Annotated in this window: 33 protein-coding genes and 1 pseudogene; 32 read left to right on the top strand and 2 right to left on the bottom strand. The window is 68.6% G+C overall.

What is annotated here, in order from left to right; translation table 11 throughout:
* The 29 genes from ABS52_14455 (at position 1) to ABS52_14315 (ending at position 20,284) form a co-directional block, all read left to right on the top strand.
* The gene (locus tag ABS52_14455; protein ODT02311.1) at positions 1-1,038 is read left to right on the top strand and encodes a hypothetical protein; all 1,038 of its coding nucleotides are present in this window, start codon (positions 1-3) and stop codon (positions 1,036-1,038) included.
* Positions 1,035-1,841: a hypothetical protein gene (locus tag ABS52_14450; GenBank protein ODT02310.1), complete on the top strand. Its 807-nt coding sequence runs from the start codon at positions 1,035-1,037 to the stop codon at positions 1,839-1,841. The genes ABS52_14455 and ABS52_14450 overlap by 4 nt, the downstream gene beginning before the upstream one ends.
* Before the next feature lie 2 nt (positions 1,842-1,843).
* Positions 1,844-3,037, top strand: a complete 1,194-nt coding sequence (locus tag ABS52_14445) for a hypothetical protein (protein ODT02309.1) — start codon at positions 1,844-1,846, stop codon at positions 3,035-3,037.
* 440 nt (positions 3,038-3,477) lie between these two features.
* Complete coding sequence (locus ABS52_14440) at positions 3,478-5,595, top strand: translation elongation factor G (protein ODT02308.1); 2,118 nt, start codon at positions 3,478-3,480, stop codon at positions 5,593-5,595.
* A 91-nt stretch (positions 5,596-5,686) separates the two neighbouring features.
* Positions 5,687-6,889 (top strand): translation elongation factor Tu, encoded by a 1,203-nt coding sequence (locus ABS52_14435; GenBank protein ODT02307.1) that lies wholly within the window; start codon positions 5,687-5,689, stop codon positions 6,887-6,889.
* Positions 6,890-6,989: 100 nt separating this feature from the next.
* Complete coding sequence (locus ABS52_14430) at positions 6,990-7,298, top strand: 30S ribosomal protein S10 (GenBank protein ID ODT02306.1); 309 nt, start codon at positions 6,990-6,992, stop codon at positions 7,296-7,298.
* Positions 7,299-7,446: 148 nt separating this feature from the next.
* Positions 7,447-8,133 carry a 50S ribosomal protein L3 gene (locus tag ABS52_14425; GenBank protein ODT02305.1) on the top strand — a complete coding sequence of 229 codons (687 nt, stop codon included), beginning with the start codon at positions 7,447-7,449 and terminating at the stop codon, positions 8,131-8,133.
* Between the two features lie 3 nt (positions 8,134-8,136).
* Positions 8,137-9,027, top strand: a complete 891-nt coding sequence (locus ABS52_14420; protein ID ODT02304.1) for a 50S ribosomal protein L4 — start codon at positions 8,137-8,139, stop codon at positions 9,025-9,027.
* 3 nt (positions 9,028-9,030) lie between these two features.
* Positions 9,031-9,321: a 50S ribosomal protein L23 gene (locus ABS52_14415; protein ID ODT02303.1), complete on the top strand. Its 291-nt coding sequence runs from the start codon at positions 9,031-9,033 to the stop codon at positions 9,319-9,321.
* Positions 9,322-9,327: 6 nt separating this feature from the next.
* On the top strand, positions 9,328-10,167 hold the full coding sequence (locus ABS52_14410) for a 50S ribosomal protein L2 (GenBank protein ODT02302.1): 840 nt from the start codon (positions 9,328-9,330) through the stop codon (positions 10,165-10,167).
* An 84-nt stretch (positions 10,168-10,251) separates the two neighbouring features.
* The gene (locus tag ABS52_14405; protein ID ODT02301.1) at positions 10,252-10,563 is read left to right on the top strand and encodes a 30S ribosomal protein S19; all 312 of its coding nucleotides are present in this window, start codon (positions 10,252-10,254) and stop codon (positions 10,561-10,563) included.
* 3 nt (positions 10,564-10,566) lie between these two features.
* Entirely contained in the window at positions 10,567-10,929 is a 363-nt protein-coding gene (locus ABS52_14400; protein ODT02300.1) for a 50S ribosomal protein L22, read from the top strand.
* Positions 10,929-11,588 (top strand): 30S ribosomal protein S3, encoded by a 660-nt coding sequence (locus tag ABS52_14395; GenBank protein ODT02299.1) that lies wholly within the window; start codon positions 10,929-10,931, stop codon positions 11,586-11,588. Before ABS52_14400 ends, ABS52_14395 begins: the two co-directional genes overlap by 1 nt.
* Before the next feature lie 120 nt (positions 11,589-11,708).
* On the top strand, positions 11,709-12,137 hold the full coding sequence (locus ABS52_14390) for a 50S ribosomal protein L16 (GenBank protein ODT02298.1): 429 nt from the start codon (positions 11,709-11,711) through the stop codon (positions 12,135-12,137).
* On the top strand, positions 12,127-12,333 hold the full coding sequence (locus ABS52_14385) for a 50S ribosomal protein L29 (protein ID ODT02297.1): 207 nt from the start codon (positions 12,127-12,129) through the stop codon (positions 12,331-12,333). The genes ABS52_14390 and ABS52_14385 overlap by 11 nt, the downstream gene beginning before the upstream one ends.
* Positions 12,334-12,351: 18 nt before the next feature.
* Positions 12,352-12,636 carry a 30S ribosomal protein S17 gene (locus tag ABS52_14380; protein ID ODT02296.1) on the top strand — a complete coding sequence of 95 codons (285 nt, stop codon included), beginning with the start codon at positions 12,352-12,354 and terminating at the stop codon, positions 12,634-12,636.
* 12 nt (positions 12,637-12,648) lie between these two features.
* Positions 12,649-13,017, top strand: coding sequence for a 50S ribosomal protein L14 (locus tag ABS52_14375; protein ODT02295.1), 369 nt, complete (start codon positions 12,649-12,651; stop codon positions 13,015-13,017).
* Positions 13,018-13,099: 82 nt separating this feature from the next.
* Positions 13,100-13,420: a 50S ribosomal protein L24 gene (locus tag ABS52_14370; GenBank protein ID ODT02328.1), complete on the top strand. Its 321-nt coding sequence runs from the start codon at positions 13,100-13,102 to the stop codon at positions 13,418-13,420.
* 92 nt (positions 13,421-13,512) lie between these two features.
* Complete coding sequence (locus tag ABS52_14365; protein ODT02327.1) at positions 13,513-14,130, top strand: 50S ribosomal protein L5; 618 nt, start codon at positions 13,513-13,515, stop codon at positions 14,128-14,130.
* Between the two features lie 24 nt (positions 14,131-14,154).
* Positions 14,155-14,460 (top strand): 30S ribosomal protein S14, encoded by a 306-nt coding sequence (locus ABS52_14360; GenBank protein ID ODT02294.1) that lies wholly within the window; start codon positions 14,155-14,157, stop codon positions 14,458-14,460.
* A 140-nt stretch (positions 14,461-14,600) separates the two neighbouring features.
* On the top strand, positions 14,601-14,999 hold the full coding sequence (locus ABS52_14355; protein ID ODT02293.1) for a 30S ribosomal protein S8: 399 nt from the start codon (positions 14,601-14,603) through the stop codon (positions 14,997-14,999).
* A gap of 12 nt (positions 15,000-15,011) precedes the next feature.
* Entirely contained in the window at positions 15,012-15,551 is a 540-nt protein-coding gene (locus ABS52_14350) for a 50S ribosomal protein L6 (protein ODT02292.1), read from the top strand.
* On the top strand, positions 15,551-15,907 hold the full coding sequence (locus ABS52_14345; protein ID ODT02291.1) for a 50S ribosomal protein L18: 357 nt from the start codon (positions 15,551-15,553) through the stop codon (positions 15,905-15,907). The genes ABS52_14350 and ABS52_14345 overlap by 1 nt, the downstream gene beginning before the upstream one ends.
* Positions 15,908-16,169: 262 nt before the next feature.
* The gene (locus ABS52_14340) at positions 16,170-16,673 is read left to right on the top strand and encodes a 30S ribosomal protein S5 (GenBank protein ID ODT02290.1); all 504 of its coding nucleotides are present in this window, start codon (positions 16,170-16,172) and stop codon (positions 16,671-16,673) included.
* Between the two features lie 115 nt (positions 16,674-16,788).
* On the top strand, positions 16,789-16,920 hold the full coding sequence (locus tag ABS52_14335) for a 50S ribosomal protein L30 (protein ODT02326.1): 132 nt from the start codon (positions 16,789-16,791) through the stop codon (positions 16,918-16,920).
* Positions 16,921-16,942: 22 nt separating this feature from the next.
* Positions 16,943-17,392 (top strand): 50S ribosomal protein L15, encoded by a 450-nt coding sequence (locus ABS52_14330; GenBank protein ODT02325.1) that lies wholly within the window; start codon positions 16,943-16,945, stop codon positions 17,390-17,392.
* Entirely contained in the window at positions 17,393-18,724 is a 1,332-nt protein-coding gene (locus tag ABS52_14325; protein ID ODT02289.1) for a preprotein translocase subunit SecY, read from the top strand. It abuts the gene before it with no gap.
* A 153-nt stretch (positions 18,725-18,877) separates the two neighbouring features.
* A complete protein-coding gene (locus tag ABS52_14320) occupies positions 18,878-19,525 on the top strand; it encodes an adenylate kinase (GenBank protein ODT02288.1) in 648 nt (215 codons plus the stop codon).
* Positions 19,526-19,528: 3 nt separating this feature from the next.
* Positions 19,529-20,284, top strand: coding sequence for a type I methionyl aminopeptidase (locus tag ABS52_14315; protein ID ODT02287.1), 756 nt, complete (start codon positions 19,529-19,531; stop codon positions 20,282-20,284).
* 72 nt (positions 20,285-20,356) lie between these two features.
* Here the strand turns inward: ABS52_14315 and ABS52_14310 are convergent, their stop codons facing one another.
* Positions 20,357-21,880 (bottom strand): glutamate formimidoyltransferase, encoded by a 1,524-nt coding sequence (locus tag ABS52_14310; GenBank protein ODT02286.1) that lies wholly within the window; start codon positions 21,878-21,880, stop codon positions 20,357-20,359.
* Between the two features lie 201 nt (positions 21,881-22,081).
* Complete coding sequence (locus ABS52_14305; GenBank protein ID ODT02285.1) at positions 22,082-22,894, bottom strand: hypothetical protein; 813 nt, start codon at positions 22,892-22,894, stop codon at positions 22,082-22,084.
* A 24-nt stretch (positions 22,895-22,918) separates the two neighbouring features.
* On the opposite strand from ABS52_14305, the gene ABS52_14300 reads away from it, so the two are divergent.
* The 3 genes and pseudogenes from ABS52_14300 to ABS52_14290 all read left to right on the top strand — a co-directional run.
* Positions 22,919-23,893, top strand: a complete 975-nt coding sequence (locus tag ABS52_14300) for a tryptophan--tRNA ligase (protein ODT02284.1) — start codon at positions 22,919-22,921, stop codon at positions 23,891-23,893.
* A gap of 127 nt (positions 23,894-24,020) precedes the next feature.
* A pseudogene (locus ABS52_14295) lies at positions 24,021-25,061 on the top strand (type IV pili twitching motility protein PilT).
* A 98-nt stretch (positions 25,062-25,159) separates the two neighbouring features.
* A partial coding sequence (locus tag ABS52_14290; GenBank protein ODT02283.1) for a hypothetical protein occupies positions 25,160-26,047 on the top strand: 888 nt, incomplete at its 3' end.

Genomic DNA, 26,047 nt, shown 5'->3' with positions numbered 1-26,047 from the left:
ATGGCGCCGTCGGCGACGGACGCCAGCGTCTGCGTGCGAGCGCTCACCAAGCGCTTCCCGGTGCGCCGCGGGTGGGGGGCGACGTTCCGGCGCCCGTTCGAGAAGCGCTGGATCACCAGCGTGGACGGGGTGAGCTTCGATGTCGGGCGCGGCGAGTTCTTCGGCCTCCTCGGCCCCAACGGCGCCGGCAAGACGACGCTGCTCAAGATGCTCGCCACCTTCATCACCCCCGATGCGGGGGAGGCGCTGGTCGAGGGGGTCGACGTGGCGGCCGAGCCCGAGCGGGCGCGTGCCCTCGTGGTCCCGGTGATCGCCAGCGAGCGGAGCCTCTACTGGCGGCTCACGGCGCGGGAGAACCTCGAGCTCTTCGCCCGGCTGTGGCGCGTTCCCGCCGGCGACATCGCCGCGAGGGTCGACGACGTGCTCGGCGTGGTGGACCTGCGCGACACGGCGAGCAAGCTCGTGGGACAGTTCTCGTCGGGGATGATGCAGCGTCTCCTGATCGCGCGGGCCCTGCTCGCGGACCCTCGCGTCCTCCTCCTCGACGAGCCGACGCGCAGCCTCGACCCCATCTCGGCGCGCAGCTTCCGCCGATTCCTCCGCGAGGAGCTGGCCGAGCGCCGGCAGTGCGCCGTGATCATCGCCACCCATAGCGCCGAGGAGGCCTTCGACCTGTGTCACCGGGTTGCCGTCCTGGACGGGGGGCGGCTCCTGGCGCTGGGGGTGGCGTCGGAGCTGGCGCAGGAGCTTGCAGGGAACCGGTACGTGGCGTGGACCACGCAGCCCGGACATCCGCTCTTCGCCACGCATGCCGTGGCGGGCGACGAGGGGGACTTCGAGTCCGCCCCGGTCGCCCTGCGTGAGCTCGAGGGGTGGCACCCGGTGGCGTTGGAGATTCGCGGAGGGGCGGAGGGCGCGGCAGCGCTGCTCGCCCAGCTCGTCACCCACGGGATCCCCGTCGCGGCGTTGGAGCGTGTTCCCGTCTCGCTGGCGGCGCTCATCGACCGGGTCGTCCGGCGCTCGCGGGAGGGCGCGTGAACTTCCGGGCGATCGCGGCGCTGCTCAGGGCGTCGTTCCTGACCGCATCGAGCTATCGGGTGCGCTTCATCCAGGCGCTGGTGACGTCGCTGGTCACCGTCGTCCCCGTGTTCTTCGTCGCCCGCGCATTGCAGCCGATGATGGGGCCCACGATCCAGGCCGAGGGGAAGGATTTCTTCGCCTTTCTCATCGTCGGCTTCGTGGTGATGTCGTTCGTGGTGATGTGCGTGGACTCGCTCCCGACCCAGGTGTCGGGCGACATCAACAACGGCTTTTTCGAGGCGCTGCTGGGCGCCCCCGTGGGGACCCCCACGATCCTCGTCGGGTTGGTGGCGTATCCGGTCCTGTTCACCGTCGTCCGCGGTGCGATCATGCTCGCCCTGGCGGCGATCCTCGGGGTGAACATGTCGGCCGCGCGGCTCCCCGAGGTCGCGCTCGTGGTGGCGCTCCTGGCCGTGGCGCATTTCGGGATCGCCCTCGTGGCGACGGGGCTCATGGTCGCCTTCCGGACGACGCTCTCCATCCCGCAGCTGGTCATCGCCACCTCGGGGTTCCTTGGCGGCGTATATTGGCCGACGAGCGTGATCCCGTCGTGGGTGTACACCGTTTCGGAGTTCGTCCCGATGACGTACGGGTTGCGGGCGATCCGGCAGGCGGTGCTCGAGGGGCGCGCGCTTCCGCAGCTGAAGGATGACGTCCTGATGCTGGCGGCCTTTGCCGGGTGCCTGCTGTCGCTGGGGATCCTGGCGATGACGCTGGCGCTGGCACATGCGCGCCGGCGCGGGACCCTCTCGCAGTACTGACGATGACCTCCACCCCGCGCCTGCTCGACCGGCTGTCTCCCGAAGCTCGCCTTCTCGTGCTGGCGGCAGGGTCGTCGGCGACCGACCGGGAGCTGGCCGCGCTGGCACGCGGTGGGGAGGTGAACTGGGGGCGCCTGCTGGAGATGGCCGATCGGGAGCGCGCGACGGCGATCGTGTGGCGTCGCGTGAAGGCGGACGTGCCGCCGTCGATGCCGCCGGAGGTACGCTCGTCGTTCGAACGGATGGCGATGATCGCCGACTTCTCGGCCGGCTATCTGGGCGAGCGCATCGGGGCCACGCTTGCGCACCTGAACGCGCGCGGCATCCCGGTGCTCCTGCTCAAGGGGGGGGCGCTGGCGGTCACGGTGTACGGCTCGTTCGCCGATCGGCCGATGGGCGACGTGGACCTCGTGGTTCCGGAGCGGGAAGGGGACGCCGCCTTCGCGGCGCTCCAGGAGGTGGGGTGGCGATGGGACGCGGGCGCGTACCCCCTCGAGCGCTACGAGCGGCACCATCACTATCCGCCGCTCGTGGACGAACGCGGGTTGGACACGCGCCTGGAGCTGCATCGGGAGCTGATGGTGGAGGGGAATCCCTTCGGGCTCGGCGCGGCGGAGCTGTTCCGGGAGGGGGAGACGGTGCGCATCGGCGCCGGGACGGCGTCGGTCCCCACGCGCGAGCTCCTCCTCCTTCACACCTGCATTCATTACGCGTGGTCGCACATGCTGCTGTTCGGGGCGTGGCGGGCGTTTCGGGACATGATTGCGCTGATCGATGCGGGGATCGACTGGGCGCGGTTCGAGGGGCTGGCGCGTCGATACCGGGCCGAGTCGGTCAGCTACTGGACGTTCCGGCTGGCCGGCCAGCTGGTGGGGGCGGAGGTGCCGGCGGAGGTGATGGAGCGGTTGGGGCGCTCGGTGACGACGAGCTTTCGGGGGATGTGCGAGCGGCACGCCGCCCGGGAGATGTTTCCCTCGCCGGAGCGGTGCCCGTCGCAGTGGTTGCGTCGGACGTTGTGGACGGCGGCGATCCAGCCGGCGCGCTCGGGGCACGGGAGCGCGCGTCCGTGGCTGCTGGACGACATGGCGCCGGAGAACGTCGACCCGAGCAGGCGGGAGGGGGGGGTGCTGCGGGCGTTCCGGCACCTGCCGCGGGCGGGTGATTGGCTGCGCTACGTGGTGGGGATAGCGCGCTGACGGGAAAGTCGGGCTAACTCGCGCATTGACTTTCGCTTCCCGCCCGACCAGATTCCTCGGCTCCCGATACGCGGCGGATCTTCCGTTGGGTGCGGGGTGCGGCTGAAGCGGGCCCTACGGGGTGCTGGTCCAGCCGAGCGAAGCCGACGAACTGCGAGTCGGCACTTATGGGCCCGCGACGTCGCGGGGGTGCAGGAAACCGGCGCGGCATCGATGCGATGCCGGGTTCCCGAAAAGCAACGCAGGACAATTCGACGTCAGGCCGGGATGGCCTGGCGCGCCATGGGTCCCCACTCGTGCAGCAGTGGCGGGTGTACCCGGCGGCAGCGGATGGATACCGGCTCCTGCCTGAAGGAGCGCCATGGTCCACCCGCATTTTTGCTGATGTGAGATTCGGCCGTGCGTGGGATACCACGCCGCCTAACGCCTAGAAGACACCAATGCCTCGTACGACTCCGCTCGAGCACTATCGCAACATCGGCATCATGGCCCACATCGATGCCGGGAAGACGACGACGACCGAGCGCATCCTGTACTATACCGGCAAGAGCCACAAGCTTGGCGAGGTCCACGATGGCGCCGCCACGATGGACTGGATGGAGCAGGAGCAGGAGCGCGGGATCACGATCACGTCCGCGGCGACGACGTGCTTCTGGCGCCGGCACGGCCAGAGCCACCAGCAGGGGACGGGGCCGGAGTACCGCGTCAACATCATCGACACGCCGGGGCACGTGGACTTCACGGTCGAGGTGGAGCGGTCGCTGCGGGTGCTCGACGGGGCGGTGACGCTGCTCGATTCGGTGGCGGGGGTGGAGCCGCAGACGGAGACGGTGTGGCGGCAGGCGGACCGGTACAAGGTTCCGCGCATGGTGTTCGCCAACAAGATGGACCGCGTGGGGGCGAACTTCGAGCGCTGCGTCGCGATGATCCGCGACCGCCTGACGAAGAACGCCTGCCCGATCCAGCTCCCGGTGGGCTCGGGCGAGCTGTTCACGGGACACATCGACGTCGTGGAGCGGAAGGAGTACATCTTCCACGAAGAGACGTTGGGCCGGACGTTCGACGTGCGCGAGGTACCGGAGGAGTTCCGGGAGGTGGTGGAGCGGGCGCGCCACGAGTTGATCGAGGCGATCGTCGAGCATGACGAGGTGCTGATGGAGCGCTACCTGGCCGGCGAGGAGCTGTCGGTCGACGAGATCCGCGGGCTGATCCGCACGGCGACGTGCGCGATGAAGTTCACGCCGATCCTGTGTGGCGCGTCGTTCAAGAACAAGGGGGTGCAGGCGCTGCTCGATGCGGTGGTCGACTTCCTTCCGGCGCCGGTGGACATCGAGGCGGTGCAGGGGCACCTCCCGCACCACGACGAGACCTTCGAGACGCGGGCGGTGTCGGACCAGGCGCCCTTTGCGGCGCTGGCGTTCAAGATCGCGACCGACCCGTTCGTCGGGAAGCTGACGTTCTTCCGGGTGTATTCGGGGGTCCTGAAGTCGGGGAGCTACGTGTACAACTCGACGAAGGACAAGCGCGAGCGCGTCGGGCGCCTCCTCCAGATGCACGCCAACAAGCGTGAGGAGATCGAGGAAGTGCGGGCGGGCGACATCGCGGCGGCGATCGGGCTCAAGGACACGCGCACCGGCGACACGATGTGCGACGACGAGAAGCCGATCATCCTCGAGGCGATGAAGTTCCCGACGCCCGTCATCGACGTGGCGATCGAGCCGAAGACCAAGGCCGACCAGGACAAGCTGGGCGTGGCGCTGAACAAGCTCGCCGAAGAGGACCCGACGTTCCGCGTGCACACGGACGCGGAGACGGGACAGACGATCATCTCCGGGATGGGCGAGCTGCATCTCGAGATCATCGTCGACCGCATGATGCGCGAGTTCAAGGTGGACGCGAACGTGGGGCGTCCGCAGGTGGCCTATCGCGAGACGATTCGCCGCCGGGCCGAGAAGGTCGAGGGGAAGTTCATCCGGCAGTCGGGGGGCAAGGGGCAGTACGGCCACGTGGTCATCAACATCGAGCCGGCCGAGGCAGGGCAGGGGTTCGTGTTCGAGGACAAGATCGTGGGCGGCGTGGTTCCGCGCGAATACATCGGTCCCGTGGAACAGGGGATCAAGGAAGCGCTGGAGAACGGCGTGCTGGCCGGCTACCCGATGGTCGACGTGAAGGTCCAGCTCGTGTACGGGTCGTACCACGAGGTCGACTCGAGCGAGATGGCGTTCAAGATTGCGGGTTCGATGGCGTTCAAGGAGGGGGCGAAGCAGGCCTCCCCGTGCATCCTCGAGCCCATGATGAAGGTCGAGGTCGTGAGCCCGGAGTCGTACATGGGCGACGTCCTTGGCGACCTGTCGTCGCGCCGCGGGAAGATCGGCGGCATGACGCAGCGCGGGGAGGCGCAGGTGATTGCCGCCACGGTGCCTCTCTCGGAGATGTTCGGCTACTCCACCAAGCTCCGCTCGATGTCGCAGGGCCGCGCGGTGTACTCGATGGAGTTCTCACACTACGAGGAAGTGCCGAAGAGCAAGGCGGAAGAGATCATCAGCAAGGTGAAGTAAGCAGACGGGAAACGGGAGACGGGAGACGGGAGGGAATCCCGGCGCGACTCTCCCCGTTCGGGGCACCTCCACACCACCAGGAAACGCTGCAATGGCCAAGGCAAAATTCGAGCGGAGCAAGCCGCACGTAAACGTCGGCACCATCGGTCACGTCGACCACGGCAAGACCACCACCACGGCTGCCCTGACGAAGATCTCGGCGGACAAGGGCTTCGGGACGAAGTACGTCGCCTACGACGAGGTGGCGAAGGCGTCGGAATCGCAGGGGCGTCGTGACTCGACGAAGATCCTGACGATCGCGACCTCGCACGTCGAGTACGAGACGAACAATCGTCACTACGCGCACGTGGACTGCCCGGGGCACGCGGACTACGTGAAGAACATGATCACGGGTGCGGCGCAGATGGACGGCGCGATCCTCGTGGTCTCGGCGGTCGACGGTCCGATGCCGCAGACGCGCGAGCACATCCTGCTCGCCCGCCAGGTCAACGTGCCCAACATCGTCGTCTTCCTGAACAAGTGCGACCTCGTCGAGGACGCGGAGCTTCTCGACCTCGTCGAGCTCGAGGTGCGCGAGCTGCTCAGCAAGTACAACTATCCGGGCGACGACGCCCCGGTGATCCGCGGCTCGGCCATCAAGGCGATCGAGGGTGACCCGGCCTGGGTCGCCAAGATCGAGGAGCTGTACGATGCCCTCGACACGTTCATCGCCGAGCCGGTCCGTGAGATCGACAAGGCGTTCCTGATGCCGGTCGAGGACGTGTTCTCGATCACCGGGCGCGGCACGGTGGCCACCGGGCGCATCGAGCGCGGGAAGATCAAGGTGGGCGAGGAAGTCGCCCTCGTCGGCTTCGGCTCGGAAAAGAAGTCGATCGTGACCGGCGTCGAGATGTTCCGCAAGCTCCTCGACGACGGGCAGGCGGGCGACAACGTCGGCCTCCTGCTCCGCGGCGTCGACAAGAAGGAGATCGAGCGCGGGATGGTGCTGGCGAAGCCCGGCTCGATCACGCCGCACACGAAGTTCGAGGCCGAGGTCTACGTCCTCACGAAGGAAGAGGGCGGGCGCCACACGCCGTTCTTCAAGGGGTACCGTCCGCAGTTCTACTTCCGCACGACGGACGTGACGGGGTCGATCGAGCTGCCGGGCGGGACGGAGATGGTGATGCCGGGCGACAACATCCAGATGACGATCGAGCTGATCACGCCGATCGCCATGGAGGAGCAGCTGCGCTTCGCGATCCGCGAGGGCGGCCGCACCGTGGGTGCTGGCGTCGTGACCAAGATCCTCGCCTAAATGCAGACGACGGGAAGACGGGACGCCGGGAAGACGAGATGGTTCGTCGCCCATCGGTTCCCGTCTTCTCGTCCTCTCGTCTTCTAACTACTCGATCGATATGGCTGGACGTATTCGCATTCGCTTGAAGGCCTTCGACCACGCGGTGATCGACCAGGCCGCGGGGGACATCGTGCGCACCGCCGAGAAGACGGGCGCGCAGGTGTCGGGGCCGATCCCGCTGCCGACCAAGACGCGCCGCTGGACCGTGCTGCGGTCGCCGCACGTCGACAAGAAGTCGCGGGAGCAGTTCGAGCTGAAGACGCACATGCGCGTGATCGACATCCTCGATTCGCGCGCGCAGACGGTGGACGCGCTCACCAAGCTGGATCTTCCGGCCGGCGTGGACGTCGAGATCAAGGTGAACTGAGGACGAGTGACCCGAGGCCCGAGATCGGAGTGGGCGATTCCCCTCCCGTCTCCCGTCTCCCGTTCCCCGTCCGGCATCCAAGTCCAACGGTCATCCCAACGCGGCGCGCCGACTGGCCGCCCGGACCGCGACTTCACGAGAGGAAGACATGTTAGGCATCATTGGCAGGAAGCTGGGGATGACCCAGATCTTCAACGAGCAGGGACAGCAGATCCCGTGCACCGTGGTGGAGGCGAAGCCGAACCCGGTGGTGCAGGTGCTCGAGAACGAGATGGACAAGAGCGGCTATCGCGCTGTGCAGCTGGGCTACGGCTCGCAGCGGGTGCGTCGGGAGTCGAAGAAGGGCGAGCGGGATCCGCGTGGTCGTCGTGCGAACCGGGCCGAGGTGGGCCACGCGGCGAAGGCGGGGCTCTCGGCGCCGCCGCGCGTGCTGCGCGCCTTCCGGCTGGACGATGCGCCGAAGGGGAGTGAGCTCCCCGCGTACAAGGCGGGTGACACCATCGACGCGACGATCTTCACGGTCGGCGAGCTGGTGAAGGTCACCGGGACGACGAAGGGGCGCGGTTTCCAGGGCGTGGTGAAGCGCTACGGCTTCGGCGGCGGCCCCAACACGCACGGCAACACGAAGCACCGCAAGCCCGGCTCCATCTCGCCCGGCACCGACCCCTCGCGCGTCATCAAGGGGAAGAAGATGCCCGGGCACTACGGGACGGACCGGCACACCCAGGTGAACCTGCGCGTCGAGAAGATCGACACCGAGCGGCACCTGATCTACATCCGAGGCGCGATTGCCGGGCCGACCAACGGCATCGTGCTCGTGCGCAAGCAGGGGTAAGCCATGTCCGAACAGACGACCTTAGACGCCGCGGCGTTTACCGCGTTAGGCACGGCGCGTGAGCGCGTGACCCTCCCGTCGGCCACGTTCGACGGCACGGTCAACATGCCGGTGATGCACCAGGTGGTGAAGGCGTACCTGGCCAACCAGCGCCTCGGCCTCGCGTACACCAAGACGCGCGGGCTGGTGGTGGGCGGCAACCAGAAGCCGTGGAAGCAGAAGGGGACCGGGCGGGCCCGCCAGGGGTCGACGCGCGCCCCGAACTGGCCGGGCGGTGGGACCGTCTTCGGCCCGCACGGCGACCGGAACTACTCCGAGGACGTGCCGCGCAAGGTGAAGGCGCTGGCGCGCAAGAGCGCGCTCAACGCGCGGGCCAGCGAGGGGGCGATCTACGTGATCGACGCCTTCAACTACACCGAGCCGCGTACCCGGACCGTCAAGGCGCTCGTCGAGCGGGTGGGCGCGGACGGCCAGAAGGTCCTGATCCTCACCGACGGCGTGAAGCAGAACGTGCACCTGAGCGGGCGGAACCTCCCGAACGTGCACGTGCTCCCCTTCGGCGACGCGTCGGCCTACCACATCCTGTGGTCGGACGTGCTGCTGATCGAGGCGACGGCCATTGGCCACACGCTGGCCCCGATCGCGGAGAAGGAAGCGGCGCCGGCGGCCAAGGCGGCCAAGGCGGCGAAGCCGGCCAAGGCGGCGAAGCCGAAGGCGGCGGCGAAGGCGGCGGCGAAGGGCGCCACGGCGGGCGCCACGATGGGCGCGACCACGGGTGCCACCAAGAGCGCGCCCAAGGCGAAGGCGGCGGCGAAGCAGGCTGCGCCCAAGTCCGAGGCGGCTAACGACAAGAAGCCGGCGGCGAAGAAGGCCGCCCGGAAGAAGGGAGACTAGGCGATGGCGACGCTTCACCGCACCGTCGTGCGTCCCGTCGTGACCGAGAAGACCTCGGCGGCCTACCAGGCCAAGGGGGAGTATGTCTTCGAGGTGGCGAACGACGCGACGAAGCCGGCGATCAAGCAGGCGATTGAAAAGTTGTTCGGCGTGAAGGTGACCGGGGTCTGGACCATGAACATGCGCGGGAAGCCGCGTCGCAGCATGGGGAAGACGTCGGGCGTGCGACCGAGCTGGAAAAAGGCGATCGTGACGCTCCAGGCGGGCGACAAGATCGACATCTTCGAGGGCTAAGCGAGCATGGGCATCCGTCAATTCAAGCCGGTGACGAAGGGGACGCGATTCCGCTCGATCTCCGATTTCGCGGAGATCACGCGGAGCACCCCCGAGAAGTCGCTCGTCGAGCCGCTCAAGAAGTCGGGCGGTCGCGACAATCATGGGCACATCGCCATGCGCCGTCGTGGCGGTGGCCACAAGCGGCAGTACCGCATCATCGACTTCAAGCGCAACCGCTTCGGCGACGTGGCGACGGTGAAGACGATCGAGTACGACCCGAACCGTTCGGCGCGCATCGCGCTGGTGCAGTATGCGGACGGGGAGAAGCGCTACATCCTGCACCCGAAGGGGCTGGCGGTCGGCGACACGGTGGTGTCGGGGCCGGGCTCGGACGTGCGGACGGGGAACGCGCTGCCGCTGGGAGAGGTGCCGCTGGGGACGGCGGTCCACAACATCGAGCTGCTTCCGGGGAAGGGCGGGCAGATGGCCCGTTCGGCGGGGATGTCGGCCGAGGTGGTGGCGAAGGAAGGCGACTACGTGACGTTGCGCATGGGGTCGACGGAGATGCGGCGGGTGCACCAGCGTTGCCTGGCCACGATCGGCGAGGTGGGGAACGCGGAGCACGAGCTGCAGTCGTGGGGGAAGGCCGGGAAGACGCGCTGGAAGGGCTGGCGTCCGAAGGTGCGTGGCGAGGTGATGAACCCGGTGGATCACCCGCACGGTGGCCGGACACGCGGTGGCCGGAACGTGGTGAGCCCGTGGGGCAAGAAGGAGGGCGTGAAGACGCGCAACATGAAGAAGCCGTCGCAGCGCCTCATCGTCCGCGGCCGCAAGCGCGGCAAGGCCACGCAGTCGGGGTTCTAGAAGACACGACGACGAGAAGACGGGAAGACGAGAGGCGTCTGACCGGTCTTCTGGAAATACCTAACGATATCCGAAGACTCTTCCATGGCTCGTAGCATCAAGAAAGGCCCGTTCGTCCAGGAGGCGCTGCTGAAGAAGGTGGCGGGGATGAACGCGCGGAACGAGAAGAAGGTGATGAAGACGTGGTCGCGCGCGAGCACGATCCTTCCCGACTTCGTGGGGCACACGTTCGCGGTGCACAACGGGAACAAGTTCGTCCCGGTGTACGTGACGGAGAACATGGTGGGGCACAAGCTGGGTGAGTTTGCGCCGACGCGCCTGTTCCGCGGGCACTCGGGGAACCGCCCGACCGACAAGAAGGCCCCCGCTCCGGCGGCGGCCAAGGGAGGGAGGTAAGCGATGGCTACCGAGGCACGCGCGATCCAGCGCACCACGCGGCAGTCGCCGTACAAGATGCGGCTGGTCATCGACCAGATTCGCGGGATGATGGTCAACGATGCGCTGGCGCTGCTGAAGTTCTCGAAGAAGCACGCGGCGGTGCAGATCGCGAAGACGCTGGCGTCGGCGGTGGCGAATGCCGAGCAGACGGCGCGTGCGGCGAACACGTCGCTGGACGTGGACACGCTCTTCGTGAAGAAGGCGATCATCAACGAGGGACCGAAGCTCAAGCGGTGGACGCCGGCGGCGATGGGGCGGGCCACGCCGATGATCAAGCGAACCAGCCACGTCGAGATCGTCGTGGCGGAGAAGGAAGGTCGATAATGGGCCAGAAGACGAATCCGATCGGCTTTCGCCTCGGGATCACGAAGGATTGGCGCTCGCGCTGGTACGCGAACCGTGAGTTCCCGCAGCTGCTGAAGGAGGACGCGCTGCTGCGGAAGTACCTGAAGACGCGCCTGGGGCATGCCGCGATCTCCGACATCCACATCGAACGGAAGCCGGGGAAGGTGGTGGTGACGATCCACACCGGGCGACCGGGGGTGGTGATCGGGAAGAAGGGCGCGGAGGTGGACAAGCTGCGCGACGAGCTGGCGCAACTGACGGGGAAGGAAGTCGGGATCAACGTCGAGGAGATCAAGCGTCCCGAGCTCGACAGCCAGCTGGTGGCGGACAACATCGCGAACCAGCTGTCGCAGCGCATCTCGTTCCGCCGGGCGATGAAGCGGGCGGTGCAGAGCGCGATGCGGATGGGGGCGCAGGGAATCAAGGTGAAGGCGGGGGGCCGCCTGGGCGGCGCGGAGATCGCGCGTGTCGAGGGGTACCACGAGGGGCGCGTGCCGCTGCACACGCTGCGCGCCGACATCGACTACGCCACGTCGACGGCGAAGACCACGTTCGGCACCATCGGGGTGAAGGTGTGGATCTTCAAGGGCGAGGTGGTGGAGGAGCGGCGCGGCAAGACGTATTCGACCGGAGTCTAGAGAAGGCGAGAAGACGAGAAGACGAGACCGCGACCTCGTCGACTCGCACTCGAGTGCCAGGCAGTCAGGATCGGTGTCTCGTCTTCTCGTCCTCCCGTCTTCTCATAACTGTCCTTTGATATGCTCAGTCCTAAGCGAGTAAAGTTCCGGAAGATGTTCAAGGGCCGGACGAAGGGGTTGGCGCAGCGTGGCGCCGAGATCTCCTTCGGGCACTACGGCCTGCAGGCGCTCGAGCCCGGGTGGGTGACGAACCGGCAGATCGAGGCATGCCGTGTCGCCATGACGCGCCACATCAAGCGCGGCGGCAAGGTGTGGATCCGCATCTTCCCGGACAAGCCGATCACGAAGAAGCCGGCCGAGACCCGCATGGGGAAGGGGAAGGGGTCGCCGGAGGGATGGGTGGCCGTGGTGAAGCCCGGCCGCGTGATGTTCGAGCTGGAAGGGGTGACGCGCGAGATCGCCGAGAAGGCGATGGCGCTGGCGTCGGCCAAGCTGGGAGTGAAGACGAAGTTCGTGGTCCGCGAGGAGGCGCCCACCGATGCGAGCTGAGGAGATTCGGGAACTGTCCCTGGCGGACCTCCAGGCGCGCATCGCCGAGCTGGAGGAGGAGCGGTTCCGGCTGCGCTTCCGCAGCGCGACGGAGCCGCTGGAGGACCCGCTGCAGCTGCGGGAGATCCGCAAGAACATCGCGCGCCTGAGGACGGTGCTGCGTGAACGGGAGCTGGCCGCACCGGCCAAGCGCTAGCGAGGAGCACGAGCGAACATGGCCGAGACGACCAACAACGGGCTGGACACGACACGCGGCGCACGCAAGGTGCGCGTGGGCGTGGTCGTGAGCGACAAGATGCAGAAGACGGTAGTCGTGAAGATCGACCGCCGGGTGCCGCATCCGGTGTACGGCAAGATGGTGACGCGCACGACGAAGGTGAAAGCCCACGACGAGGAGAACTCGGCGAAGACGGGTGACACCGTGCGCATCATGGAGACCCGCCCCCTGTCGAAGGACAAGCGGTGGCGCGTGGTCGAGATCGTCGAGCGGGCGCGCTAGGAGAACTGAGCGATGATCCAACAGGAATCGATGGTCAAGGTGGCGGACAACTCGGGCGCCAAGCGGGCGCTGGTGATCCGCGTGCTTGGTGGGACCAAGCGACGGTATGCCGGACTTGGCGACAAGGTGATCGTGGCAGTGAAGGACGCGCTGCCGAACGGGACGGTGAAGAAGTCCGACGTCGCGAAGGCGGTCGTCGTGCGCACCGTGAAGGAGACCCGCCGGAAGGACGGGAGCTACATCCGCTTCGACGAGAATGCGGTGGTGATCATTGACGACAAGGGCGAACCGCGCGGGACGCGCATCTTCGGCCCCGTGGCTCGCGAGCTGCGCGAGAAGCGGTACATGAAGATCGTCTCGCTGGCGCCGGAGGTCCTGTAAGATGCGGGTGCTCAAGTATCGCAAGACCGAGGGAAAGCGCCTGGGGGCGGTGCGGCACGCGCGGAAGGTCGAGCGGGTCGCGATGCCGGTCACCAAGGGCGACACCGTGCGCGTGATGCGGGGTGAGGACAAGGGGAAGGAGGGGAAGGTCCTCCGCGTCTTCACCAAGACGGGGCGCGTGACGGTGGAAGGGGTGAACATCGTGAAGCGGCACCGGAAGGCGCGCCGAGCCGAGGAGCAGAGCGCGATCATCGAGATGCCGGCCCCGATCCACCATTCGAACGTGATGCTGCTCGACCCGAAGTCGGGGGCGCCGACGCGCACCCGCCGCCGGATCGATGCGGACGGGACGAAGGAACGCATCAGCGCGAAGAGCGGGGATGCCATCCCGCGGAACCGCTGAGGCGAGGACGATAGATTATGGCGACCAAGGAAAAGAAGGGCGCCGCCCCGGGCGCGAAGGCGACGGGCGGCAAGGGCGGCGACCGCAAGTCGATGCTGCCGAAGGGGCCGCACGCCGGGGCGAAGCTGCCGGTGCCGGCGCCGCGGCTGGCGGGGTACTACAAGTCGACCGTGGCCCCGAGGCTCATGCAGCAGTTCGGGCTGACCAACGTGCACCAGGCACCGGCGCTCACGAAGATCGTGATCAACGTCGGGCTGGGTGAGGCGATCAAGCAGCCGAAGCTGCTCGACTCGGTGGTCGAGGAACTGGCGCTGATCACCGGGCAGCGCCCGGTCCGGAAGAAGGCGAAGAAGTCGATCGCCAACTTCGGGCTGCGCGAGGGGCAGGAGATCGGCGCGGCGGTGACGCTGCGCGGGGCGCGCATGTGGGAGTTCCTGGACCGCTTCATCAACTCTGCGCTGCCGCGCGTCCGCGACTTCCGCGGCCTCGGCACCCGGTCGTTCGACGGGCGCGGGAACTACTCGCTGGGGATCAAGGAACAGATGATCTTCCCGGAGATCAACTACGACATGGTCGAGCAGATCCACGGGATGGACATCACGTTCGTGACGACCACGGACCGGGATGACCAGTCGTTCGCGCTGCTGCGCGAGCTGGGCATGCCCTTCCGCGGCGACGAGAAGCCGATCGTCGTCGCGTTCACCAACTGAATCAGCCGAAGCCGTTAGGCAGCCATGGCCAAGACGTCCAAGATCGTCAAGAACGAGGAGCGGAAGGTGCTGGTGGCGCGTCACGCCGAGAAGCGGCGCGCCCTCCTCGCGACCATCAAGAACCCGAAGACGACCGATGAGGAGCGCGAGGCGGCGTACAGCAAGCTGCGCAAGCTCCCGCGGAACTCCTCGCGCACCCGCATCCGCAACCGCTGCTCGATGACCGGGCGCGCGCGCGGGTACGAGGGGTACTTCGGCCTGTCGCGCCTCGCGCTCCGCGAGATGGCGCTGAACGGGCTGATCCCCGGCGTGCGGAAAGCGAGCTGGTAGGGCACGAGTCGGGAGGCGGGAGACGGGGGAGGGGAGTCCGGCGGCGCACCGCGCCGCCACTCGTCGCCGTCCGCTCCAGGCCCCTTTTCCATTCATTCCTAAACGTCCCGGGTGGGATACGATAGGAGAGCGAGACACACATGAGCATGACTGACCCGATCGCCGATATGCTCACGCGGATCCGCAATGCGTGCGGATCGAAGCACCGTCGCGTGGACATGCCGGCGTCGCGCGTGAAGACCGAGATCGCGCGGATCCTGAAGGAGAACCACTTCATCCAGGACTTCCGGCACGTGGAGAACGAGCAGGGACACAAGCTGCTGCGCATCATCCTCCGCTATGCGGGGGGGCAGCCGGTGATCCGCGAGCTCCAGCGGGTGTCGACGCCCGGGCTGCGGAAGTACGTCGCGGTCGGGGAGATCCCCCGCGTGCGCAACGGCCTCGGGATGGCGATTCTCAGCACGTCGCGTGGCGTGATGTCGGACGCCGATGCGCGCAAGGCGCACACCGGCGGCGAGCTGCTCGCCCTCGTCTGGTAAGGAGAGCCCACGATGTCGCGAATTGGCAAGCAACCGGTCGCTATCCCGGGCGGCGTGACGGTGACCCTGGACGGGTCGACGCTCGCGGTGAAGGGACCGAAGGGAGAGCTGTCGCGGGAGTTCCATCCCGAGATGCAGCTGGCGTACGAGAACGGCCAGATCACGGTGACCCGCCCGTCGGACGAGACGCGCCACAAGGCGCTGCACGGGCTGACGCGAACGCTGGTGGCCAACATGGTCGAGGGCGTGACGAAGGGCTTCACGAGACAGCTGGAAATCACGGGCGTCGGGTACAAGGCCGAGGTGAAGCCGTACGGCCTCCTGATGTCCCTGGGCTACTCGCACACCATCGAGGTGAAGGCGCCGGCCGGGGTGAAGCTCACCGCGCCGCAACCGACCCAGGTGGTGGTGGAAGGGGCCGACAAGGAAGTCGTCGGCCGCATCGCATCGGAGATCCGCAAGCTGCGCAAGCCGGAGCCGTACAAGGGCAAGGGCGTGCGCTACGCGGGCGAGGTCATTCGCCGGAAGGCCGGTAAGGCGGGAGGCAAGTAATGCGCAGCATGGGAATCCCGAAGACGCGCCAGGAACTCCGCTATCGCCGGCACCTGCGCATTCGCAAGCGGGTGACGGGGACGGCCGAGCGGCCGCGCCTGGTCATCTTCCGTTCGCTCAAGCACATCTATGCGCAGCTCGTGGACGACGTGGCGCAGCGGACGCTGCTGACGGTCGGCGACGGCGAGCTCGCGGGAAAGAAGGCGGAGAAGGCGGCGGTGGTCGGCAAGCAGCTGGCGGCGGCCGCGAAGGAGCAGGGGATCGCGAAGGTGGTGTTCGATCGCGCGGGTTATCGTTATCACGGCCGCGTGAAGGCGCTGGCCGATGGCGCCCGCGAGGGCGGTCTGGAGTTCTGACATGGCTGAGAACGAGACAACTGGTTCGGCGACCGGCGGGTCGCGCCCCGCTGGCGGTGGCCGCGGTGGCCGTGGTGGCCCCGGTGGCCCAGGCGGCGGCCGCGGGGGACGTGGTCCCGGACGCGGCGGCCCCGGCGGTGGCGGCCCGGGTCGCGGCGGCAGCGGTCGCGGACGTGAGGGCGGCGCCCCCGGCGGGCGCGACGGCGGGCGCGGCCCGCGCGGCGGCGAGGCCCCCGGACGTGGTGAAGGGGGGTCGGACCTCGTGGAGAACGTGGTCGCGATCAACCGCGTGGCCAAGGTCGTGAAGGGTGGGCGTCGCTTCTCCTTCAATGCCCTGGTCGCCGTGGGCGACGGGCAGGGGAAGGTCGGCTTCGCGACGGGGAAGGCGAACGAAGTGTCCGAGGCGGTCCGCAAGGCCGTCGAGGGGGCGCGTCGCCGGATGGTCAGCATCCCGCTGACGGGCTCGACGATCCCGCACGAGGTGATCGGCCAGCACGGGGCGGGGCGCGTCGTGATGAAGCCCGCGGCGCCTGGCGCCGGGGTGATCGCGGGTGGGGCGGTGCGCGCCGTGATGGAGTGCGCCGGCATCACCGACATCCTGACGAAGTCGTTAGGGTCGACGAACCCGCACAACATGGTGCGGGCGGCGTTCGACGGCCTCACGCAGCTGACCACGGTGGAGCAGATCGCGCGCGAGCGCGGGGTCGAGACCACGGCCATCGGCTACCGCTCGCGTCACAAGGGCAAGGAGGCGGCGCATGCCTAGGACATTCGTGTGGCACCGGACGCGTGGCCCCAGGGTCACGCCGAAGGAGGAGCCGGCGACCGGCGGCAAGGTGAAGGTCACGCAGGTCAGGAGCGAGATCGGCCACAGCGAGACGATGCGTCTCACGCTTCGCGCGCTGGGGATCCGGCACCACCAGACGTCGGTGATCCTGAACGACACGCCCGCGCTTCGCGGGCAGATCAAGAAGGTGCGCCACCTGGTTCAGGTGACGCCCGTCAAGGAGTGAGATCGTGGCGACCCAAGAAAAGATCGGGCTGCATAACCTTTCGCCGGCGCCTGGCTCGCACCGGAACCGGAAGCGCCTCGGGCGCGGTCCCGGCACGGGGCAGGGGAAGACGGCGGGCAAGGGGCACAAGGGAAGCATGGCGCGCACCGGGCATGGTGGCCCGGGTGGCGGGAAGCCCGGGTTCGAGGGCGGCCAGATGCCGCTCACGCGCCGGATTCCGAAGCGCGGCTTCAACAACGACCGGTTCCGTGTCGAGAACCAGCTGGTGCGCCTCGGCGACCTGGCGAAGATCGAGGGGAACGAGGTGACGCGTGAGGCGCTGGCCAAGGCGGGGCTGATCAAGCTGCGCAAGGGGCCGGCGAAGCTCCTGGCGACCGGCGAGGTGTCGGGCGCCTACACCGTGCGCGGCATCAAGGTCTCGGGCGGCGCGCGTGAGAAGATCGCCGCGGCCGGTGGCCGCATCGAGGAGTAAATGGCGCAGCCGAATCCCGCCCAGGCGCTCGCGAACATTCGCAACACGCCGGAGCTCTGGGAGAAGATCGTCTTCACGATTCTCTGCCTGGCGATCTACCGACTCGGGGCGCACGTCACCGTCCCCGGCGTGGACGTCATCGCACTGACCGACTTCTTCGCCAATCAGGGTTCGGGTGGGCTCCTGGGGTTGTACGACCTCTTCGTGGGCGGCGGGCTCTCGCGCGCGACCGTGTTCGCGCTCGGGATCATGCCGTACATCTCCTCGAGCATCTTCGTGCAGATCGCGGGGGCGGTCGTCCCCACGCTCGAGAAGATGCAGAAGGACGAGGAGGGGCGGAAGAAACTGACGCAGTGGACCCGCTACGGCACCGTGGTCCTGGCCATCGTGCAGGCGTGGGGCTTCGCGCTCTTCACGGAGTCGTTGCAGCAGGCGGTGGCCAACCCCGGGTTCGGGTTCCGCCTGCAGACGGCGCTCTTCCTGACGACGGGGGCGATCTTCGTGATGTGGCTCGGCGAGCAGATCACGGAGCGCGGACTCGGCAACGGGGCATCGCTCCTGATCTTCTTCTCGATCGTCGAGCGCTTCTGGCCGGGGATCATCCAGACCTTCAAGTTCGTCGGCACGGGGGCGGTCGGACCGTTCTCGCTCGCCGTCCTGGGCCTGGTGATGGCCGGGGTGGTGGCGGGCGTCGTGGCCATGACGCTGGCCGCCCGCCGCATCCTGATCCAGATCCCGCAGCGCAGCATGGCCCGCGGGCGGATGCGCGAGGCGGCGCGGAACTTCATCCCCCTGCGCATCAACTCCTCGGGGGTGATGCCGATCATCTTCGCGCAGTCGGTGATCGTCGTCCCCGGGGCCATCGCGCAGTTCTCGGGCAATCCCTCGGCGCAGCGGCTGGCGGAGCTCTTCCAGCCGGGGACGTGGCTGTACGTGGCCACGTCGGCCGTGCTGATCGTCTTCTTCACCTACTTCTACACGTCGATCATCTTCAACCCGATCGACTTGGCGGAGAACCTGAAGAAGCAGGGGGGCTTCATCCCGGGCGTGAAGCCGGGGGCGAAGACGGCGGAGTACATCGACCAGGTGATGTCGCGCATCACGCTGCCCGGGGCGATCTTCCTCACGGTGATCGCGCTCCTCCCGGTCGTCATCGCGACGTGGATCAACGTCCCGTTCCAGTTCGGGGGGACGTCGCTCCTGATCGTGGTGGGCGTCGCCCTCGACACGATGTCGCAGATGCAGCAGCACCTCCTGCTTCGCAAGTACGACGGCTTCATGAAGAAGGGGCGCGTGCGCTTCCGCGGCCGCCAGACGACCGGCGGGTTCTGATCCAAGCCGGGGGGGGCCCGCGAGGGCACTCCCCGACCTCCATAGCGACGAAGGACCCACGACCCGGCGGTGCTCGCGCATTGGCCGGGTCGTGTCTTCCAGGGCACCTTTCCTGCGTCCGTCGTCCGCACTCCACCACAGGTTGGCCGAGAGATGATCATCGTCCTGCTTGGACCCCCTGGCGCCGGGAAGGGCACCCAGGGGGAGCGACTCGCCGAGGAGCTCGGCATCCCGAAGATCGCCACCGGCGATGTCCTGCGCGCCGCGGTGCGCGAGGGGACCCCGCTGGGGCTGGCCGCCAAGGCGGCGATGGACCGCGGGGACCTCGTCCCCGACGCGGTGATCCTCGGGATCATGAAGGAAGCGCTGGCGGCGCCGTCGGCGGCGAAGGGGGCGATCCTGGACGGGGTCGTCCGCACCACGCCGCAGGCCGAGGGGCTGGCGCGCGTACTCGACGAGCTGGGGCGACCGCTCGATGCCGTGCTCGTCGTCGAGGTTCCGGACGAGGCGATCGTGGCGCGGCTGAGCGCGCGCACGGTGTGCGACGTGTGCCAGCGCCCGTACACGGGGCGCGCGCCGGGGGAGAAGTGCAGCGCCGGCGGGCACGTGCCCGAGGGGACGCTGGTGCGCCGCAAGGACGACGAGCCGGACGCGGTCCGCAACCGGCTCGTCGTCTACCAGCAGCAGACGGCGCCGGTGATCGAGTGGTACCGGGCGCACGGTGCGCCACTCAAGTTCGTGGATGGCCTGGGGACGCTCGAGGAGGTCCTGGCCCGCCTTCGTACAGCGTTAGGCATCTAGCCCGTGATTCACCTCAAGTCGACGCGCGAGATCGAGATCATGGCCCGGGGGGGGCAGCTGCTGGCCCAGACCCTGGAGCTGCTGCGGAGCGAGGTCCGCCCCGGGATCACCACCAAGGCGCTGGACGCGATCGCCGAGGAGTTCATCCGCAGCCATGCGGGGGCGACGGCGGCGTTCAAGGGGCTGTACGGCTTCCCCGGGTCGGTGTGCATCTCGGTCAACGAGGAGATCGTGCACGGGATCCCGTCGGCGAAGCGCGTGCTCAAGGACGGTGACATCGTCTCGCTCGATTTCGGCGTCAAGCTGGACGGGTTCTACACCGATTCCGCCATCACCGTCCCGGTGGGCGAGATCAGCGCCGAGGACCAGCGCCTGCTGCGGGTGACGAAGGAGGCGCTCGACGCCGGGGTGGCGGCCGCCCGGCTGGGGAACCACATCGGCGACATCGGCTCGGCGATCTCGAGCGTGGTGAAGGCGGCGGGGTTCACGACGGCGGACGACCTGGTGGGGCACTACGTGGGGACCAAGCCGCACGGCGACCCGCAGGTGCCCAACTTCGGAAAGCCGAAGCGGGGTCCCAAGCTGCTGGCGGGACTCACGATCGCCATCGAGCCGATGGTGAACATCGGCGGGGGGGCCATCCGCACGCTGTCGGACCGGTGGACGGTGGTGACGGCCGACGGATCGCGCTCGGCGCACTTCGAGCACACGGTGGCCGTCCTCCCCGAGGGGCCGCGGGTGCTGACGGCGCTGGCGTAGGGAGCCGTCAGGCGCAATTCGGGCCGGGGGCGGATGGCGCCCCCGGCCCTTTCCCGTCGCCGGGGGGAGGGATCACGCCCCGATCGCTGCCTCGACGATCCGGGTGGCGCCGTCCACGTGGGCGCGGGCCTTCACCAGGAGCGCGGCGCATTCCTCGAGGAGCGCGGCGCCGCGTGACCGGTCGCTGAGCGAGGCGACGTTGATGCGCACGTTGTACACGGCGCCCCGGCATGCCGCCTCGGCCACGAGGGCGGCGACGCCGGCATCGGAGGCGCAATTGGCGTTGCCGCGGGCGGCGGCCCGCTCGGCCAGCTCGGCCACGGCGGCGCAGGCCCGGGCCGTCTCGAGCGGGACGGCGGCGGCCCCGAGGAGGGCCTCGTCGATGGCCTGCGTGCGGAGGGCGAGCTGCTCCGCCGTGTCCTTCGGGAGCGTGTAGGCCTTCATCACCTCGCCGTAGGCGTTCGCATCGCGCACGACGAGGGTGGCGAGGGCGTTGCCTAACGCCGTCGCCTCGAGCGCGAGGGTCTTCATCTCGCCCTCGACGGCGGCGTACTTCTTCCGGCCGATGGTGAGCCCGGCGACCATCTGGGCGAGGGCGGCGCCGAGGGCGCCGGTGTGGGCAGCCACCGACCCGCCGCCCGGGGCCGGCGTCGGGGCGGCGACGCTGGCGACGAATCGGCTGACGGTCTCACCGCCGCCGACGGCGGCGCGCACCTGGCGCTCGAGCACCAGGTCGGGGGAGAAGCCACGCAGTTGCAGGTGGCGGGCGGCGGTGTCGAAGAGCGCCCGTTCGGGGACGAGGCCGACGACCTCGCTCCAGGTGGGCGTGACGCCCTGTGCCTGGGCCTCCATCTTGACCATGTCGAAGGCGCGGAAGAGCGGGGTCTTGTCGATGTCGACCAGGTTCATCGACACTTGCGCCTGGCCATCGACCTCGAGGCCGAGGCCCTTGACGTACCGTAGCCCGCCGGACGAGTGACGGAGCGCCTTGGCGACGTCCTTGGCGACGTGGAGGTTCTCCTTCCCCCCGAGGTAGACGTTGTAGGCGACGAGGAAGGGGCGGGCGCCGACGGCGGTGGCGCCGGCCGTGGGGTGGACGCGCGCCTCGCCGAAGTCGGGGCGGCGCTGGGGGTTGGTGGCGATCTCGTCGCGCAGTCCCTCGAACTCGCCGCGGCGGACATCGGCGAGGTTCTCGCGCGCGGGGGTCGACGCGGCGCGCTCGTAGAGGTAGACGGGAATGCCCAGCTCCGCGGCGGCGCGCTCGCCTAACGCGCGGGCGAGGGCGATGCAGTCGTCCATCGTGGCGCCGTCGAGCGGGATGAAGGGGACGACGTCGGTGGCGCCGATGCGGGGGTGCTCGCCCTGATGGGTGGTGAGGTCGATGTGGGCGGCGGCGGCGCGCATCCCGGCAAGGGCGGCGTCGACGGCGTGCTCGACCGGGGCCACGAAGGTGACGACCGTGCGGTTGTGCGACGTGTCGCTGGAGACGTCGAGGATGGCGACGCCGTCGACGGCGGCGATGGCGTCACGGATGGCGGTGATGACCTCGGGGCGGCGCCCCTCGGAGAAGTTGGGGACGCACTCGATGAGTTTCATCGCTGAGAAGACGAGAAGACGAGAGGACGAGAGGACGAGAGGATGGGGGGTTCGTGATGGGCGTGGGGTCCCCCCCCAGTCAAAAAATGCTCACGGGATGCGGCATTTGCATCATCCATTCGCCGCGTCCCGTACCATCTTGTTGCACCTCGACGGCGCGTCCCCGCGTTTCGCGCCCCTGTCGCCGCGGGAGGGCCGCGGCTAGGCCTCGGACAGCCGTCCCAGGAGCCAGTCGTGCAGCCTGCCGTTGCTGGCCACCACCGGCGTATGCGACGGCGATATGTCCGCTCCCGCGTAGTCGGTCACGCGGCCCCCTGCCTCGCGCACGAGCAGGATCCCGGCGGCGATGTCCCACGGGGAGAGCATCTGCTCCCAGAAGGCGTCGAAGCGCCCCTCGGCGACGTGGGCGAGGTCGAGGGCGGCGGAGCCGGGGCGGCGTACTCCGGCGACCTCGGTCATCACGCGGCCGAGCTGCGCCAGGTACGGCTCCACCTGGTCGGGCTCCTTGAAGGGGAACCCCGTCCCGATGAGGGCCCGCAGCGGCTGGTCGATGGACGAGACGACCAGCGGCTCGCCGTCGCGATACGCCCCGCCGCCCGCGATGGCGGAGTACGTCACGTCCTGGGGGATGTGGAGCACGACGCCAGCGGCCAGCTCGCCGCCGACCAGCGCACCGATCGAGACGGCATACTCCGGGTAGCCATGGAGGAAATTCGTCGTCCCGTCGAGCGGGTCGACCACGAAGACGATCCCCTCGTTCGCGGCGGCCAGTGGGCTCAGCTCTTCCCCCAGGACGAGCGCTTCCGGGAAGCGCTCGAGGAGCGAGTCGCCGATGCGGGATTCGGCGCCGAGATCGACGTCGCTCACGAAGTCGGCGCGGGACTTGACCTGCCAATCGATCGTGGCGAGGTCGCGCGTGCGCTCGCGCACGTAGTCGGCGGCGCCGCGCGCGGCGTGCAGTGACGCCTCGAGGAGGCGGGTGCGGAGGGCGGTGTCGTGTCGTTGCGACGGCAAAGTCGGTCCCCTTAAGTTGCCTTGATGCCGAGAATCTTCAGCGGGATCCAGCCCTCCGGGGAGCTGCACATCGGGAATTACCTCGGGGCCGTGAAGAACTGGGTCGCGCTGCAGCGTGAGATCGAGTCGTTCATCTGCATCGTGAACTACCACGCCATCACGATCCCCTACGAGCCGGCGGATCTCAAGAGGCGAACGCACGAAATGGCGGTCTCGCTGCTGGCGGCCGGGATCGACCCTGGGGTGGCGACGCTCTTCGTGCAATCGGCGGTCCCGGAGCATGCCGAGCTGCAGTGGCTACTGAACGCCATCACGCCGCTTGGCGAGCTGGAGCGACAGACGCAGTTCAAGGAGAAGTCGGCCCGGCAGGAGAGCGTGCCGGCCGGGATCCTCAACTATCCGGTGTTGCAGGCGGCGGACATCCTCATCTACCACGCCGACACGGTCCCCGTAGGGGAGGACCAGCTGCAGCACCTGGAGCTGTCGCGGGAGATCGCCCGCCGGTGGAATGCGAGATTCGGCGACGGGTACTTCCCCGAGCCCAAGGCGAAGCTGACGCCGACGCGGCGCATCCTGGGGCTCGACGGGCAGGCCAAGATGTCGAAGTCGCTGGGGAACACGGTGGCGTTGCTGGAGGAGCCGAAGGCGATCTGGGAGAAGCTGCGTCCGGCGGTGACCGATCCGGCGCGGGTGAAGCGGACCGACCCGGGCAACCCCGACGTCTGCAACATCTTCTCGCTGCACAAGGCGTTCAGTGACCCCGCGACGGTGGCGCACGTCGATGCACAGTGCCGCAGTGCGGGATGGGGGTGCATCGACTGCAAGCGGGTGCTGGCGGCGTCGATGGAGACGGAGCTCGTCCCGATCCGGGCCCGAGCGGCCGAGCTGGCGGCCACGCCGTCGCTGATCACGGACGCGTTAGGCGACGGCGCGGCGACGGCGCGGACGGTGGCCAAGGCGACGATGGCCGAGGTGCGCGCCCGGATGGGGCTGGACTGACCGGGCGCGGGGCGGAGCGGCACGGATGAGCGTTGGCTCATGTAGGTGACGGGCGCTCGCCAAACCGGGCGCGCGCGGGCAGATTCAACGGTTCGGGGCGCGACGACCAGGAGCGGATAGCGAACACGTGGAAAAGATCATCAAGGCGGCCGTCGACCGGGGGGCGTCGGACCTGCACATCAAGGCAGGGGACGTGTTTCGCGCGCGCATCGACGGGAAGCTCGTGGCGATGACGAAGCAGGCGCTCACCCCCGAGCAGACGCGGGCGATCGCCCTCCGCCTGATCAGCAACGAGAAGGTGCGCGAGCAGATCGACACGCTCCTCGACCACGACTGCTCGTGGGGGGCCCCGGGGATCGGGCGATTCCGCGTGAACATCCTGCGGCAGCGCTCGAGCTTCATGATCGTGATGCGGGTGATCCCGTTCAACGTCCCGACCATCGGCGACCTGTCGCTCCCGCCGGTCCTGGAGCGCCTCGCGCTCGCCGAGCGCGGGATGGTGCTGGTGACGGGGGTGACGGGGTCGGGGAAGTCGTCGACGCTGGCGGCGATGATCTCGCACATCAACACCCACCTGGAGAAGCACATCGTCACGCTGGAGGAGCCGATCGAGTTCCTGCACCGCGACGTGCGGAGCTCGATCACGCAGCGCGAGATCGGGGTCGACACGGAGACGTTCCGGCGGGGGCTCAAGGCGGCGCTGCGGCAGGACCCGGACGTGATCGTCCTCGGCGAGCTGCGCGACCCGGAGACGATCGACACGGCGATGAAGGCGGCCGAGACGGGACACCTCCTGATGGCGACGGTGCACACGCCGGACGCCCAGTCGACCATCATGCGGATGGTGTCGATGTTCCCGCCGGAGGAGCAGGAAGTCGTGAGGTTGCGCCTGGCGGAGTCGCTGTACGCGGTCATCTCGCAGCGCCTGCTCCCGCGCCAGGACGGGAAGGGGCGGACGGTGGCGTGCGAGATCATGGTGAACACGCCGACGATCCGCGACCTCATCGAGCAGCAGAAGGTGGGGGAGATCCGGGACTACATGGCCGAAGGGCGCGACCAGTACGGGATGCAGACCTTCGACCAGCACCTGGCAGAGATGGTGACGCAGGGGATCGTCTCGTTCGACGTGGCGCTGGCGGCGTCGACGCGCCCGGCGGACTTCGAGCTGCAGATGTCGGTGTTCAAGAAGCCGGCGCGTGACATGAACCTCCCCGCCGACGGGTTCGGCGGGGACATCAACCTTGGCTCCACAGGAGGAATGTGGCAGTGATCCCGTCGATCAAGGGAATCTTCGGACCGGTCATCACGACCTTCGACCGTCGCGGCGAACTCGACCTCGACGCCTTCGGCGCCAATCTCAAGGCGCACATCGCCGCTGGGCTCGACGGTGTGCTGGTGGCCGGCTCCACGGGCGAGGCGGCGCTGCTGGAGGAGAGCGAGCGCCTGCGACTCGTGGAGATGGCGCGCTCGGTGATCCCGGCGTCGCGGCAGCTGCTGGTCGGCACGGGGGCCGAGTCGACCAAGGCGTGCGTGCGCCGCTGTCGCGAGGCCGCGGAACGCGGAGCGAACGCCTGCCTCGTGGTGGCGCCGCACTACTACTCCAACGCGATGTCCACCGCCGCGTTGCAGGCGCACTACGAGCGGGTGGCCGACGAGTCGCCGGTCCCGATCCTGCTCTACAACATTCCGAAGTACATGCACTTCCGGCTCGAGCCCGAGCTGGTGGCGAGGCTGGCCGAGCACGACAACATCATCGGGATGAAGGACAGCTCCGGCGACCTGGAGACGATGGCGAAGTACCTGCTGGCGCAGACGCCGCACTTCGGGATCGTCACCGGGCACGCCGGGAGCTGGCTCAAGGCCATCCACATGGGGGTCGTGGGCGGGATCATGGCGGTGGCGCTCTTTGCCCCGGAGCTCACGCAGGAGATCGCGCGCCTTGCGAAGGCGAAGCAGGAGCCCGAGGCGTCGGAGGCGCAGCGCCGCCTGACGCCGCTGGGGATGGAGATCGTGGGGCGGATGGGGATCCCGGCGGTGAAGGTGGCGATGCAGCGTGTCGGGCTACATGGCGGTCCCGTTCGCCTTCCACTCCTCGACCTCTCCCCGTCCGACGCCGCCCTGGTGGCGGAGCTCCTGCGCGAGTCGAGCGTGGCG

The sequence above is a fragment of the Gemmatimonadetes bacterium SCN 70-22 genome, from assembly GCA_001724275.1.
Taxonomy (GTDB): domain Bacteria; phylum Gemmatimonadota; class Gemmatimonadetes; order Gemmatimonadales; family Gemmatimonadaceae; genus SCN-70-22.
Note: the sequence above shows the minus strand (reverse complement) of the source record. Positions and strands in the feature narration are given on the sequence as shown.